16 protein-coding genes are annotated in these 14,196 nt (G+C 53.2%); 7 read left to right on the top strand and 9 right to left on the bottom strand.

Annotation, left to right across the window (positions count from 1 at the left end; all coding sequences use genetic code 11):
* Nucleotides 1-437, top strand: a 437-nt coding sequence (locus tag ACI4OH_RS07970) for an aminotransferase class III-fold pyridoxal phosphate-dependent enzyme (RefSeq protein WP_439784556.1), incomplete at its 5' end; no start/stop codon positions are given.
* A 58-nt stretch (nucleotides 438-495) separates the two neighbouring features.
* Here ACI4OH_RS07970 and ACI4OH_RS07965 read toward each other — a convergent pair.
* From ACI4OH_RS07965 to rpmH, 9 genes are all read right to left on the bottom strand, one after another.
* Nucleotides 496-1,374, bottom strand: coding sequence for an RluA family pseudouridine synthase (locus ACI4OH_RS07965; protein ID WP_439784555.1), 879 nt, complete (start codon nucleotides 1,372-1,374; stop codon nucleotides 496-498).
* Between the two features lie 103 nt (nucleotides 1,375-1,477).
* Nucleotides 1,478-2,191 carry a 16S rRNA (guanine(527)-N(7))-methyltransferase RsmG gene (rsmG, locus tag ACI4OH_RS07960; protein ID WP_439784554.1) on the bottom strand — a complete coding sequence of 238 codons (714 nt, stop codon included), beginning with the start codon at nucleotides 2,189-2,191 and terminating at the stop codon, nucleotides 1,478-1,480.
* Between the two features lie 11 nt (nucleotides 2,192-2,202).
* Nucleotides 2,203-4,107, bottom strand: a complete 1,905-nt coding sequence (gene mnmG, locus ACI4OH_RS07955; RefSeq protein WP_439784553.1) for a tRNA uridine-5-carboxymethylaminomethyl(34) synthesis enzyme MnmG — start codon at nucleotides 4,105-4,107, stop codon at nucleotides 2,203-2,205.
* Between the two features lie 39 nt (nucleotides 4,108-4,146).
* Complete coding sequence (mnmE, locus tag ACI4OH_RS07950) at nucleotides 4,147-5,532, bottom strand: tRNA uridine-5-carboxymethylaminomethyl(34) synthesis GTPase MnmE (protein ID WP_439784552.1); 1,386 nt, start codon at nucleotides 5,530-5,532, stop codon at nucleotides 4,147-4,149.
* Between the two features lie 129 nt (nucleotides 5,533-5,661).
* Nucleotides 5,662-6,483 (bottom strand): RNA-binding cell elongation regulator Jag/EloR, encoded by an 822-nt coding sequence (gene jag, locus ACI4OH_RS07945; RefSeq protein ID WP_439784551.1) that lies wholly within the window; start codon nucleotides 6,481-6,483, stop codon nucleotides 5,662-5,664.
* Between the two features lies 1 nt (nucleotide 6,484).
* Nucleotides 6,485-7,153 carry a YidC/Oxa1 family membrane protein insertase gene (locus ACI4OH_RS07940; RefSeq protein ID WP_432647806.1) on the bottom strand — a complete coding sequence of 223 codons (669 nt, stop codon included), beginning with the start codon at nucleotides 7,151-7,153 and terminating at the stop codon, nucleotides 6,485-6,487.
* Nucleotides 7,154-7,214: 61 nt separating this feature from the next.
* Nucleotides 7,215-7,424: a membrane protein insertion efficiency factor YidD gene (gene yidD / locus ACI4OH_RS07935; RefSeq protein WP_432647805.1), complete on the bottom strand. Its 210-nt coding sequence runs from the start codon at nucleotides 7,422-7,424 to the stop codon at nucleotides 7,215-7,217.
* 2 nt (nucleotides 7,425-7,426) lie between these two features.
* The gene (gene rnpA / locus ACI4OH_RS07930; RefSeq protein WP_435721666.1) at nucleotides 7,427-7,867 is read right to left on the bottom strand and encodes a ribonuclease P protein component; all 441 of its coding nucleotides are present in this window, start codon (nucleotides 7,865-7,867) and stop codon (nucleotides 7,427-7,429) included.
* A gap of 81 nt (nucleotides 7,868-7,948) precedes the next feature.
* A complete protein-coding gene (rpmH, locus tag ACI4OH_RS07925) occupies nucleotides 7,949-8,083 on the bottom strand; it encodes a 50S ribosomal protein L34 (RefSeq protein WP_005842699.1) in 135 nt (44 codons plus the stop codon).
* A 413-nt stretch (nucleotides 8,084-8,496) separates the two neighbouring features.
* Between rpmH and dnaA the strand changes: the two genes are divergently transcribed.
* The 6 genes from dnaA (at nucleotide 8,497) to remB (ending at nucleotide 14,180) form a co-directional block, all read left to right on the top strand.
* Nucleotides 8,497-9,954: a chromosomal replication initiator protein DnaA gene (gene dnaA, locus ACI4OH_RS07920; RefSeq protein WP_435721665.1), complete on the top strand. Its 1,458-nt coding sequence runs from the start codon at nucleotides 8,497-8,499 to the stop codon at nucleotides 9,952-9,954.
* A 268-nt stretch (nucleotides 9,955-10,222) separates the two neighbouring features.
* Nucleotides 10,223-11,335: a DNA polymerase III subunit beta gene (gene dnaN, locus ACI4OH_RS07915; RefSeq protein ID WP_435721664.1), complete on the top strand. Its 1,113-nt coding sequence runs from the start codon at nucleotides 10,223-10,225 to the stop codon at nucleotides 11,333-11,335.
* An 81-nt stretch (nucleotides 11,336-11,416) separates the two neighbouring features.
* Nucleotides 11,417-11,644, top strand: a complete 228-nt coding sequence (locus tag ACI4OH_RS07910) for an RNA-binding S4 domain-containing protein (protein ID WP_432648376.1) — start codon at nucleotides 11,417-11,419, stop codon at nucleotides 11,642-11,644.
* Nucleotides 11,645-11,650: 6 nt separating this feature from the next.
* Nucleotides 11,651-12,781 carry a DNA replication/repair protein RecF gene (recF, locus tag ACI4OH_RS07905; protein WP_435721663.1) on the top strand — a complete coding sequence of 377 codons (1,131 nt, stop codon included), beginning with the start codon at nucleotides 11,651-11,653 and terminating at the stop codon, nucleotides 12,779-12,781.
* Between the two features lie 29 nt (nucleotides 12,782-12,810).
* Complete coding sequence (locus ACI4OH_RS07900) at nucleotides 12,811-13,845, top strand: DciA family protein (protein WP_439784550.1); 1,035 nt, start codon at nucleotides 12,811-12,813, stop codon at nucleotides 13,843-13,845.
* A 65-nt stretch (nucleotides 13,846-13,910) separates the two neighbouring features.
* Nucleotides 13,911-14,180: an extracellular matrix regulator RemB gene (remB, locus tag ACI4OH_RS07895; RefSeq protein ID WP_435721661.1), complete on the top strand. Its 270-nt coding sequence runs from the start codon at nucleotides 13,911-13,913 to the stop codon at nucleotides 14,178-14,180.
* The last annotated feature ends 16 nt before the right edge of the window (nucleotides 14,181-14,196 follow it).

Genomic DNA, 14,196 nt, shown 5'->3' with positions numbered 1-14,196 from the left:
ACGCCGACTACGGGCAAGGCCGCGCTTTCCTGCACAGCCATACGTATGCCGGCAACCCGCTCGGCTGCGCGGCAGCCCTTGCCGTGCAGAAAATATTTCGCGAGCAGCACATCCTCGAGACCGCACACGAAAACGCCGTCTGGCTCACGCAGGAAATGCAGCATGCATTTGGAGGCCATCCTCATGTCGGAGAAATCCGCCATATCGGCCTGATCCATGCCCTCGAACTCGTCAGGGACCCATTGACAAAAGAACCTTTTGACCCGAAAAAGCGTCTCGGCTACGCCATTTATAAAAAGGCCCTCTCCTACGGGCTAGTCCTGCGCCCGCTCGGCGATATCCTTTACTTCAATCCGCCGCTGAATATCACAAAAGCTGAACTGACCACAGCCATGGAAATCACGCAGAAAGCCATGGCAGATGTACTTGGCGAATAGCAAACAGGGATGTTTCACGTGAAACATCCCTGTTTTAGTTTATGGCGCTAAAAATGTTTCACGTGAAACAAGACTGCATGAACTGCTGCATATCGTCGGGGACAGGAGCCTGACAAATGATCTTACGGCCGTCATGCGGATGAGCAAAGGAAATGCACTGGGCATGTAGGGCCTGACGGGCAAGCAGTTGACAGGTCCTGCCGTAGAGCCTGTCCCCAATCAGGGGATGCCCGATGGAGGAAAAATGAACACGGATCTGATGTGTCCGGCCTGTCAATAGATGGATTTTGAGCAGGGAGCAGTTCGGTCCTTCTTTTACGACTTCATATTCCGTGACCGCAGACCTGCCATCGCGGCGCACCATCCAGCAATTCTTATGCGCAGGGTCCGGACCGATGGGCTCTGTGAGCCTTCCCTTTTTATTGGCAAGGTGCCCCTCTATGATGGCGAGATATTCACGGGAAAGTTGGTCGTGGCGGCGCGTCATCTCGTACTGGACCTTGGCCGACTTCGCGATGACGACGACGCCCGTCGTATCGCGGTCCAAACGGTAAAGAGGATGAACGCCGGCCTGTTCCCCTTTGCGGGCCAAATAACCGGCTACCGCATGAACGAGGGTATCGCGTGAACTGCCGTACGTTGGATGAATCAGCATATTTGCCGGCTTATTGACGACGAGCAGCATATCATCTTCATATAATATATCGAGAGGCAACTGCACGGGAATGACATTCGTCTTTTCCTGCCAGATCAATTCGACCCGGTCCCCAGTCTTGACTCTTAGGCGGGCGTCATGATGCTCCCTGCCATTTACGAGAATCCTGCCGTTCCATTTAATGCGTTTCCACAATTTCTCCGAAAAGCCCCATGGTCCTAAAGCGAGCAGCCGGAGCTCTCTGCCAGCCAAAGATTTATCTATCAAATAAGAAAGTTTCACTTCTACGCTCCCGTACCAAAAGAGACGAAGCTGTTCTAGCGGCTTCGTCTCCTTAAAATTCACCTATCAATGTTTCACGTGAAACATTTTCTGCTTCAAAATCTCAAAGTGGATTTTTCGCCGGTGTCCCTGCCTTGCGCGGGTAGGCCTTGGGCGTCGGCATCGTCTTCGTCACGATGATGATGGCCCGTTTATCCTCGAGGTCCGGCAGATGGACCTCACGTACCTCGGTATGGCTGCCGCCCATGACCTTGATGGCCTTTTTTGCTTCTTCCGCTTCTTCGGCATAGGCCCGACCTTTGAGTGCGAGGAAATGACCGCCTTTTTTGATAAACGGCAGGCAGTACTCACAGAGAATCGGCAGTCTTGCCACGGCCCGCGAGACGGCAATATCAAACTGCTCACGGTATTTTTGATTGCGCGCGCCCTCCTCTGCCCTCGCATGAACACATTCGACATTCTGCAGACCGAGTTCCGTGACGACCGTCTGCAGGAATTTCACGCGTTTATTGAGAGAATCCATGAGCGTCAGTTTAATACCGGGGCAGAAAATCTTGAGCGGCAGCCCCGGAAAGCCCGCACCGGTGCCAACATCGATAACCGAAACTCCATCCTGAAAAAGGGATGTATCATAGGCCGTAAGGGAATCCACCATATGCTTGACCGCGACCTCATGCTCTTCCGTGATGGCTGTGAGATTCATTTTCTCATTCCACTCGATGAGCAGTTCATAATAACGCGTGAACTGCCGGAGCTGCTCTTCGCTGAGGGTCAGGCCGTAGCCTGCCGCGGCCTTTTTCATTTCTTCCTGAAACATGTGCTCACTCCTTACTTTTCCACATCATCTGCCTGACTCTGCAGCCGTTTCTGCTGTTCCAGCCAGACGAGCAAAACGGAGACATCGGCCGGCGAAACGCCGCTGATGCGTCCGGCCTGACCGACAGAACGCGGACGAATCTTCATGAGTTTTTCGCGAGCCTCATCGCGCAGGCTCGGCACTTCGCTGTAATCGATATTCTCAGGCAGCAGCTTGGCCTCGAGCTTTTCCATGTGAGCGACCTGCTCAAGCTGCTTTTTGATGTAGCCTTCGTACATGATGCTCGTTTCGACCTGCTGGCGAACTTCCTTTTGAAGTTTGGGAAGTTCCGGATAAGCACGGCGCAGTTTTTCATAACTCATGGACGGACGGCGCAGAAGGTCCGCGAGAGGCTGTGCACTCTTAATGGCATCAATGCCCGCGGCCTGCAGTTTTTCGTTCGTCTCCTTACTGGGATTGATTGTCGTTTCCTTTAATGCCTTCATTGCCGTAGCAATCGCCTCGCGTTTTTTCGTGAAGCGCGCCCAGCGGTCATCCTTGACGAGCCCAACGCGGCGGCCATACGGCGTGAGCCTGAGGTCGGCATTATCCTGACGCAGCAGCAGGCGGTATTCGGCACGGCTCGTCATGATGCGGTACGGCTCATTCGTCCCCTTCGTCACGAGGTCGTCGATGAGCACGCCGATATAAGCATCCGAACGCTTGAGAATCAGAGGCTCTTCTCCCTTGATAAACATCGCTGCGTTGATGCCCGCGATAATGCCCTGTGCCGCGGCCTCTTCATAGCCCGAGGTGCCGTTGGCCTGACCCGCCGAGAAAAAGCCCTTGATGTCCTTGAATTCCAGTGTGGCCTTAAGCTGAGTCGGGTCGATGCAGTCGTATTCGATGGCATAGCCGGCGCGCATGACATGCGCGTGTTCAAGGCCCGGAATCGTCTTCAAAAAGGCCAGCTGCACATCCATCGGCATGCTCGTGCTCATGCCCTGCACATAGACCTCATTCGTATGGAGTCCCTCCGGCTCAAGGAAGAGCTGGTGGCGGTCCTTATCCGGGAAGCGCAGGATTTTTGTCTCGATGGAAGGGCAGTAGCGCGGGCCAATGCCCTCGATAATGCCGTTGGCCATCGGCGCGCGGTCCATATTGTCGCGCAGAATTTTGTGCGTTCTTTCATTCGTGTACGTCAGCCAGCACGGCACCTGCTCGCGCGTCGTTTCATCGCTCATGAAGGAGAAATTGCGCGCCTCCTCATCGCCCGGCTGAATCTGCATCTTATCGTAATCGAGCGTGCGGCCGTCGACGCGGGCCGGCGTGCCCGTCTTGAAGCGCATGAGGCGAATGCCCGCCTCGCGCAGCGAATCCGAAAATTTCATCGCCGGGCGCTGCCCGTTCGGGCCGCCGCTGTACGTATGCTCACCGACGATAATACGTCCCTTGAGGTACGTCCCCGTCGCCATGATGATGGCCGGAGCCAGATAAACCTCGCCCGTCTCGACAACCACGCCGCGCACAGCTTTCTTGTCCTCCGTCAGCAGGAGATCCGTGATGAGGATCTGCTTGACGTCGAGATTTTCCGTATTTTCGCAGGTCTCTTTCATCGTAAACTGATAGAGCTTTTTGTCGGCCTGTGCACGCAAAGCGTGGACAGCCGGCCCCTTGCCGGTATTGAGCATGCGGAACTGGATGCAGGTCTTATCGGCGTTGACGCCCATCTCGCCGCCAAGAGCATCGAGTTCGCGCACAAGATGTCCCTTGCCGGGGCCGCCGACAGACGGATTGCAGGGCATCAGGGCAATATTATCCATAGAGAGCGTCGCCAAAAGAGTCTGGCAACCGATACGGGCAGCCGCGAGAGCTGCCTCGACACCGGCATGACCGGCACCAATGACGATGACATCGTATTTTCCAGCGGTAAACAACGAAAATCCTCCTTATATTATATAGGAAACAAAGCAGTGTTACTTGCCAATGCAGAACTTGCTGAAGATCTCATTGATGATATCCTCACCGACCGTCTCGCCTGTGAGTTCACCGAGTTTTTCCCAGGCAGAGCGCAGGTCAATCGAGATGAAGTCAAGGCCCATATCGGCTTCAATCGTGCGGATCGAGGCTTCGAGATGTTCGTCGGCCTGACGCAGGATTTCGGCCTGACGGGCATCCGTGACAAAAGAGCCTTCTTCACCGGCCTGTGTGCCGGCATAAACCTGTTTCGTGATTTCAGCCGTCAAAGCATCGAGTCCATCCTGTGTGCGCGTCGAAATCGTGATGACCGGCACCGTCTTCTTGACGCGTTCATGCAGAATCTCGGGCGTGACGACCGGCGCGAGGTCATCCTTATTGAGCAGCAGGATGGCGTCGCGTCCTTTGACGAGCTTGAGGATTTCCTCATCCTCAGCATCGAGCGGCCGCGAGCCGTCAAAAAGGGCCAGAATCAGGGCAGCTTCTTTGACATAGGAGCGGGCCTTTTCTACGCCGATGCGCTCGACGACATCATCCGTCGCGCGGATGCCGGCCGTATCAATGATGCGCAGAGGAATGCCGCCCACGTTCGCGTATTCTTCAATGGAATCGCGCGTCGTCCCCGGAATCTCCGTGACAATGGCCCGTTCCTCCCTGAGTAAGGAATTGAGCAGGCTCGACTTGCCGACATTCGGTTTGCCGATGATGGCCGTCAGCAGACCATCGCGAAGAATGCGGCCGGCATGAGCGGTCTTCAGGAGTTTGGCAATTTTGTTGCGTATTTCAACCACATTTTTCTGGATATCGTACGTCAGCACATCATCGACTTCTTCTTCCGGAAAATCAATGGCCGCTTCGATATGCGCGATCATGCCGAGGATATCGTGGCGCATGCTCTGAATCTGCCTGGAGAAATGCCCTGTCAGATGACCTGCGGCCATAGCCAGCGATGTTTCCGTCCGGGCCTTGATGATATCCATGACGGCCTGTGCTTCCGAGAGGTCAAGGCGTCCGTTGAGGAAGGCCCGCTTGGTGAATTCACCGCGCTCCGCCGGCCTTGCCCCGGCTTTCCACGTCAGTTCCAGAGTCTTGCGCAGCGTCATGAGCCCGCCGTGGCACTGCAGTTCTACCACATCTTCTACCGTATAAGAATGCGGGGCCAGCATGACAAGGGCCAGTGCTTCATCGACAACCTGCCCGTTTTCATCCACAATATGCCCATAGACTGCATGGTGGCTGCCGGCCTGGACCAGGGGCTTGCCATTTACGGCACGAAAGACTTTGCCCGCAGTCTTTAGCGCGTGTTCGCCGCTGATGCGGACAATGCCGATGCCGCCTTCGCCCTGCGGCGTAGCAATCGCGCTGATCGTATCTCCCTGCTGCATATTTACCTTCCTTTCTTTTCCTGATTCTTTCCTTGTTCTATTTCACGATAAACAAAAAGGGCCTGCTCCCAGAAGGAGAAAGCCCTTTCACAGCTCTCTTTATATGCTGTCCAAATGGGAACAAAGACATCAACTGTCTTCATGATCCCGGTAACGGCGCCGGCGCGGCACAATGACGACATAGCGGTGCGGCTCATCGCCGGCGCTGTAAGTCGTCACTTTGCGGCTGTCCTGCAAAGCCATATGGATAATCTTGCGCTCATGACGGTTCATCGGTTCCAAATGAACTTCCTGCCCAATGCGGCAGGCCTTCTCGGCTAAGTGACCGGCAAGGCGGGAAAGTGTCTCCTCGCGGCGCGCACGATATCCCTCAACATCGAGCAGGACGTGCAGCCGTTCTCCCGAAGCCCCGCGGTTTGCAGAGAGATTCGTCAGATACTGCAGGGCATCGAGCGTCTGTCCATGCTTGCCGATGAGGATGCCGAGATTCTCGCCTTCCAGCTGGAAAAGCACACCCTCTTCGTGCTCTGAACGCTGCAGGCTCACGGGAATCTTCATGGCAGCAAAAACCTGTTCCAGAAACGCCTTTGCGCGTGCTTCCTGTTCCTCAAGGGATGGGGAAGCTTCTTTGCTGCTGACCGTTGCTGTTTTCCCGCTATGCTCATCCTTTGCCGAAGAAGAAGAGTCTTTTTCCGTCTCTTCCACTTCCTCTTCAAGGCGCGTCTCAAGTTCCGTCATATCGAGAACAGGGTCCTGTACGGCAGGAGCCTGCTCCTCTTCCTGACGAACGCGAATGCGGGCCGGTCTGCGGCCAATAATTCCCAGAAAACCGCGCGAAGGCTGCTCGAGTACCGTATACTCGAGGCTCGAAGCCGCACAGCCGAGCTCGGCGGCCGCTGCCTCAAGAGCTGCTTCGACCGTCCGGCCTGTCCACTCCATGGTTTCTGCCATATCAGGCAGCCTCCTTTTTCTTGTCATCATGACGATACATCCACCACTGCTGCGTAATCTGGACAATGTTCATCGTGACCCAGTAAAGTACAAGGCCGGATGGGAAATTCAAGCTGATCCAGCCGATGAAGAGCGGCATGACCGTCATCATGATCTTCATCTGCTGATTCATTTCCGTCGTCGTCTGTTTCTGCTGCAGGAACGTCGTCAAAGCCGACAGGACCGGCAGAATGTAGTACGGATCCGGTTCCGACATCGTCGGCAGCCAAAGGAAAGCAGCGGATTCCGGCGTCGGATACGTGAAATTATACAGCGCGTAGTACATGCCCATGAGAATTGGCATCTGCACGAGCAGGGGCAGGCAGCCTGCGAGCGGATTGACACCGGCTTCTTTGTAAAGTGCGCCGACTTTCTGCTGCATGAGCTGCGGGTTATCCTTATACTTCTCCTGAATCTTTTTCATCTTCGGAGAGAGCTCCTGCATGGCCTTCATCGACTTGACCTGCTTGACTGTCAGCGGGTACAGAATCATCTTGATGAGGATTGTCAGGAGAATAATCGCCACGCCGTAGCTGCCAAAACCAGCTACATCCGTAACATTATAGAGTGCCTGCAGGACAACATGCAGGAGATTCTCGATCGGTTCGAATATTGTTCCAAAGAAACCCAATGTATCACATCCTAATCTTATAAAAATAACAGTTATCGCAGTGAATTACCCAAAACGGGCATTACGGTACAGGATCATAGCCGCCCTTATGGAAAGGATGGCAGCGCAGGATGCGCTTGAGGGCCAGCCAGCCCCCACGCCGGGCTCCGTATCGTTCGATCGCTTCAAGGGCATATTCCGAACACGTCGGGACATAGCGGCAGGAAGGCGGGAACATTGGCGAAATGAATCCACGATAAAATCGCACCAACAAAAGGAATACCGTCTTCAAACTCAAGACCTCTTTCGCTTCGTACCGTTTTTTCCGTGCGCTCTTCCGGCAGGAGCCGCATGTTTCATCAAATCTTCCATGGCCGGAAAAACCCTGGCATCCTGAAAGATGCCGGACTTCTCGCCCAAGCGCAGAAGAGCCTTCTCCACCTCAGGAAGTTTGGCCGTGGTCATGGCCTTGCGGCCGACGAACAGCAGCGCAGCATCTTCCCGAATGCGGTCCTGATGCAGGCGGTAAGCCTCACGCAGCAGGCGTTTGACGCGGTTGCGCACAACGGCGCAGCCGAGTTTCTTGCCCGCAGCAAAGCCGACGCGGCCGCGCACGGAAGCAGACGGAAAGACATACAGCACAAAATACCGATTCGCAAAAGAGCGTCCTGTACGGTACACACGCTGGAAATCACTGCGCCGTTTGATGATCCGTCTTCTCGGTAAGGTAAGCATTCGCATTTCCCCAAAAATCAACTGAAAAATAACACAAGTAACACATAAGCAAAAAAGGCCACCGAAGTGACCTCATCCGATTTATGCCGAAAGCTTCTTTCTGCCGCGCTGGCGTCTTCTCTTCAGAACGAGACGGCCGCCCTTCGTCTTCATGCGCTCACGGAAGCCATGGGTCTTCTTTCTCCAATGGTTGTTCGGCTGGAAAGTCTGTTTCATACTATGTAACACCTCCTTCGCTTATTTTCTGAGACTAATTGGCTGTATAGAAGCATAGTATCAGAATTTTAACTATGTCAAATTATAGACTACGGACTCGCGGCCTGTCAAGGATTTTCCCTTGTCTTTTTCCATCTGCCCTGTGGATATTTTCGGCCTTATCCCGCTTTGCCCACAGAAAAACTGTTGATAAGTCTCCCCACATTTGATAAGATATTGTTGATTATTGTGCGGAAAACCCCATTGGTGCCCTGCGAGGCAAGGCTCGTAAAGATAAGATTCCGTCCACACTTCCCGCCTCTATCCCAGGGAATCTCTGTAGTTATCCACAGCTGTGGATAAAAATGTGGATAAAATTATGCACCTGTGGAAAAAGTTTCTACATATTCTTATAGCAGGAAAGGATTTTTTTCATGGAGCAGATACAGCTTCAAGCTGTCTGGGAGCAGATCCTCACAAAAATGAAGGAAACTCTCGCCGAGTCAGCCTTCAAGTGGTTCGCTTCGGTCAAGCCGCTCTCCCTGACCGACACGGAATTCGTCCTCAGCGTACAGAACGATCTCGTCAAAGACTGGATCACCAGTCACTACCTCACGATCCTCGAAGATGCCGTCAGTGCCGTACTTGGCAGCAAACACCGCGTGGATTTTAAGATTCAGCCGCCCGCAGCCCCTCCGGAACCGGCACCAGCTCCCGACACAGACAAAAAAGAAGCAGCAGCCGGCGCGCAGGGTACGCATACCGGCAGTCACAAAAAAGAAAATCCCAATCAGGGATCGCTTTTCCAGGAGCAGCCGTCCGCGACGGTCGACAGCGGCGACATGCATATCGTCGCCCCCGGCGACCGTTCTTCGCTGAACCCGAAGTATACCTTTGAAACCTTTGTCACGGGCAGTTCCAACCGCTTTGCTCATGCCGCAGCCATGGCCGTTGCAGAATCACCGGGCAAAGTGTACAACCCGTTCTTCATGTACGGCGGCGTTGGCCTCGGCAAGACGCATCTGATGCACGCCATCGGCAACCGCGTTCTGCAGAATCACCCCGAAATGCGCGTTCTCTACGTCTCAAGCGAACAATTCACGAACGAGATCATCCGCGCCATCCAGGAGGGCAAGGCCGAACTCTTCCGCCAGAAGTACCGTACCATCGATGTTCTGATGGTCGATGATATCCAGTTTTTGTCGGGCAAACAGAGTACGCAGGAAGAATTCTTCAATACCTTTAATGCCCTGCACGTTGCGGATAAACAGATCATCCTGTCATCCGACCGACCGCCGCGCGAGGTTCAGAAACTGGAGGACCGCCTGCGTTCCCGCTTTGAAGGCGGCCTCATCACGGATATCCAGGCCCCGGACCTTGAGACACGTATCGCCATCCTCAAAAACAAGGCTCTCTTAGACCACGTGGATGTGCCAAACGATGTCCTGATGTTCATTGCCAACCGCATCGACAGCAACATCCGTGAGCTCGAAGGCGCTCTGACCCGCGTTGTCGCCTATGCCTCCCTCATCAAGAAGCCGGTAACGACCGACGTCGTCGCGGAAGCACTCAAGGATGTTTTCCCAAACAGCCATAAAAAAGAAGTCACGCTCGAGGTCATTCAGGAAATCGTTGCTTCCTACTTTAAAATCCGCATCGAAGACCTGCATTCCAAGAAACGCACGCGCAGCATTGCGTTCCCGCGCCAGATTGCGATGTATCTCTGCCGCGAGCTGACCGACACATCGCTGCCGCAGATTGGCAATTTCTTTGGCGGACGCGACCATACAACTGTCCTGCACGCTTATGACAAGATTGCCAATGAGCGGGAGACAAACGCCAAGCTTCATAAGATCATCAAAGACCTCATCGACAGCATCCAGAAGATGTAAACATGCCCACAATCCGCCGTGGATAACCATGTGGAAAAGCCTTTGGATTGCCTGTCAATACATTGTGGATAACGTATAGGGGAGTTTATCACCGTGGATACTGTGGATAACCTCCCCTATTGTTATGAACAACTTGTCCACAGCTTCCTGTGATGAAGCAGACGGCTTCACAGGACTTATCCACTTTTCCACACGGCCTACTACTACGTCGGCTATTTATATAAATATTTTAGTTATATTATAAAAAAAGAGAGAAGGCCCATTCAACATGAAAATCACATGCAACAGAAACGAACTTGTCAATGCCCTGCAAATCGTAACAAGAGCCGTGGCCAGCAAACCACAGACCCCCATCCTTTCCGGTATTTACCTCAAAGCAGAAAACAATACCTTAGAACTCCAAGCCACAAATTATGAAATCGGCCTTGTTGCCCGCATCGAAGCCGAGATCGAAGAACCTGGAGAACTGACCACCGCAGGACGTTATTTCCAGGAAGTCGTTCGCAAACTCCCGGGAGAAAAAGTCAGCCTGGCCATCGGTGAAGAGGAAAACATCGTACACATTCAGTCCAACATGGCAAAATTCACCCTGCTTTCCATGAATGCAGCCGAATTTCCTGTCATCAAGCCCTTTGACTCCGACCTGACTTTTGCCATCAAGGACAATATCCTGCGCGACCTCATTAAGAAAACGGTCTTTGCCTGCAGCGATGACAACTCCCGTCCTGTCTTCACGGGCTGTTCCCTCGAAGTTACCGAAAACAAAGTCACGATGGCAGCCACGAACACCCACCGTCTCTCGGTAAAATCCGAGACCTTCGACCAGAGCATCGGCAACATCAAGGTCATCATCCCCTCGCGCATCCTGCAGGAACTCCTGCATAACATGGTTTCCGACATCCCGACGGATGTCAATATTTCCTGCTCATACAACCAGATCAGCTTCTCCTTTGACAATCTCTACATGACTTCACGCCTGATTGAAGGCCAGTTCCCAAACTACAAGGGCGTCATTCCGCCGGAGTTCGCTACCCATGTCAGCGTTGACACGGCGGCATTTACAGCTGCTGTTGACCGCATTTCCCTGATCTCGAGAGTCGGCGTTTACAACATCATCAAACTCGACTTTGCCGACAATCAGATTCACATCACCTCGAATAATCCGGAAATCGGCAATGCAGAAGAATACATTCCGGCAGAGATTGACGGACCAGGCATCACCATTGCCTTCAATGCCCAGTACATCATGGACGTACTCAAAAACATTGACAGCAAGACCTGCCGCATCGCCCTGAATCAGCCGCTCTCCCCTGCTTCTATCCAGGAAGCGGAAAACGACAGTTTCATCTACATCGTTACGCCTGTCCGCACAAACCATTAATTTTGTTTTTTTCCAGCTCCGGCGGTTTTTCTGCCGGGGCTTGCTTATACACATTTTTGCATTTTGGAAAGGAAATACAGTATGAATATTGAAGAAATCGCCATCGACACCGAAGAGATTCAGCTTGACCAGTTTCTCAAATGGGCCGGCGTACTTGCTTCCGGCGGAGAGGTCAAACCTTTGCTGGCTGAACGCCGCATCAAGCGCAATGGCGAGGTAGAATCCGCCCGCCGCCGCAAGCTCCATGACGGGGATGTCATCGAGATCGAGGGTCTCGGCGCCTGGAAGGTTATCCACAAGAAAGGATAAAAATGAATGTATGTTCGTTTTCTTAAGCTCAGAAATTATCGGAACTATAATGAGCTTGACCTGGCCTTGCAGCCAGGCATCAATATTTTTCTGGGACCGAATGCTCAGGGCAAGACGAATATCATCGAAGCCATCTACTATGCATCGCTGGGACGCTCTCACCGCACGCATCAGGATGCGGAGCTCATTCGCTGGCACGAGGAACAAGGAAGCATCCTGCTGGATTTTGACCGGCGCGGCGTAGAAAATCATCTGGAATTCCAGTTCAGCCGCAATAAAAGGCGCAGGATTCTTTTGAACGAACACCCCATTCATCTGAAAGAGCTCATTGGCAGCATCAACAGCGTCTTGTTCTCCCCTGAAGACCTCTTCCTCATCAAAGGGGCTCCGGCCGGACGCCGCCGTTTCCTCGATGGCGAGATTTCCCAGGCCAGTCCTCCCTATTATCATGAGCTCGTCGAATTCAACCGCATCATCAGCCAGAGAAATTCCCTTCTGAAGCGCATCCGTGAACGCCGGGGCGATGCCTCGCTGCTGGAATTATGGGACGCACAGCTCGTAAAGAGTGCGTCTAAGATTATTGCCAAGCGTCTCGAGGCTGTCCGCAAGCTCAACATGCTGGCCAATCTCATGCAGCGGCGCATTTCAAGCGACCAGGAGAATCTGACGGTCACGTACGAAATTCACGGGCTGGATGAAGCATATGGAGCAAAAGACGGTAAAAGTGAAAACATGACAAAGTCATTTACTTCATGGTATAATGAAATGCTGAAGCAATCACGGGAGACGGATATCCTGCGTGGTTCCACAAGCTACGGACCTCATCACGATGACCTCGTGCTGACGGTCAACGGCATCAATCTGCGCACCTTTGGCTCACAGGGACAGCAGCGCACGGGCGTCCTTTCCCTGAAGCTGGCTGAGCTGGAATTCCTTCGTTCTGAGACGGGGGAATATCCCATCCTGCTGCTCGATGATGTCATGAGTGAACTCGATGTCAGGAGAAGGCAGCAGCTTTTGGCCTTTATTCGCCGCGAGCATATCCAGACCCTGATCACAGCGACCGATGCCGCTTATTTCCCTGCAGAGGGGCTGGGCCGGTATTATCAGGTCAAGAATGGCCGTATCACGCGCTGAAATGCCAGCCGGTCTTGGAGGTGGAGATCATGGCGAAACGTACACCGGGGCTTGAAAAAGCCGTCAGTATCATCCCAAAGGCCATACATGAGCTCGGTCCGAAGCAGGAAAGAGAGTACTACCAGCACTGGGTTCTTTGGCATTGGGCCGATATTGTGGGCGAGACATATGCGCATAATGTCAAGGCTGTGGCCATCGATAAAAAGTCTCTTTATGTATCTTGCTATGATCCTGCCTGGGCCAATGAGACGCGCTACCGCATGCCGCAGATTGTGCAGCAAGTCAATAATTATGCCGGTGCCGAGATGATCAAGGATATCCAGTTCAACGGCTCCTGGCGCTGGAAGGACTATGCGGCCAAGGCGGATTCGGGAAAAGCTGTCGAGCAGGCCGGGGAAAAAGGTGTTCCGTCTGCATCGAATACGCCTAATACGCATAATGCGCAGGAAATGAATTGGGCGCGGGAAAGAGCGAAGATGCCTCTTGGAAAGCAGGATTTGCAGCAGGCAGAAAAGCTCGGCGCAAAGCTTGAGGATGAAGAGCTCGCCCTGAAAATCCGCGAACTTTACCGCAAGAACCGGCAGCTGGAAAAGCTCCGGAAGAAAAATGGCTGGCATCCCTGCAGGTCCTGCGGCAGTCTCTGCCCGCCGGAAGAGGTCATCTGCCATCGCTGCGTAAGCAAAAAGCTGGAAGACGTGCGGGCACGCATCCGCGCCGTTTTGCGGGACATTCCCTGGGCACGCTGCAAGGAAGTCTCGGAATATGTCCCCGAGTGTACCCCGAAGCTTTTGAATGAGCAAAGGGCCGCCATGGTGCAGATGCAGGCAGCGAAAGTTTCCATCCTGGATCATACGAGCATGGAGGCCAAGACCCTGGTGATGCTATACCGCTGCCTGCCTCCGGAGCAGCTGACGGAAGAAGCCATCAAGCGCGCTTTTTATGAACTCCGCTTCAGCCTGTACTGGCCGCCGGATTTTAAGCTGCCGAAGCGCTACGAGGCAATCCCGCTGCGCCATGCAGAAAAGCGCCAGTATGGGAAAAAGAAAAAGACACAGGATGAATAAATACAAGATTGATGAGATTGGCTAGATTCTAGATTTGGTGAGAAAGTGAGAAAGGATGAGAGGCTATGTTCCTGCATCTCGGCAATGGTGTTTCCGTACTGACGAGAGACGTCATAGCGATTTATGATTACATGGGATTTTTCATCAAGGACGTTCCGGACAACCAGCATTATCTGCAGCGGTGCCAGAAGGAAGGGCGCGTCGTCCGGACGAATGAAGAGAAGGATCTCATCAAATCGGTTGTAGTGACAAAGGATAAAGTCTATCTGTCTGTGCTGTCAAGCACGGCTTTGAAAAAGCGCGCACAGATGGTTTATGATCTCGATAATGACTAAAAGAATGGAGCGTAGG

Origin of the sequence: Mitsuokella apri (genome assembly GCF_051886055.1) — a bacterium.
Lineage (GTDB): Bacteria > Bacillota > Negativicutes > Selenomonadales > Selenomonadaceae > Mitsuokella.
This window is presented reverse-complemented; position numbering and strand designations above follow the sequence as displayed.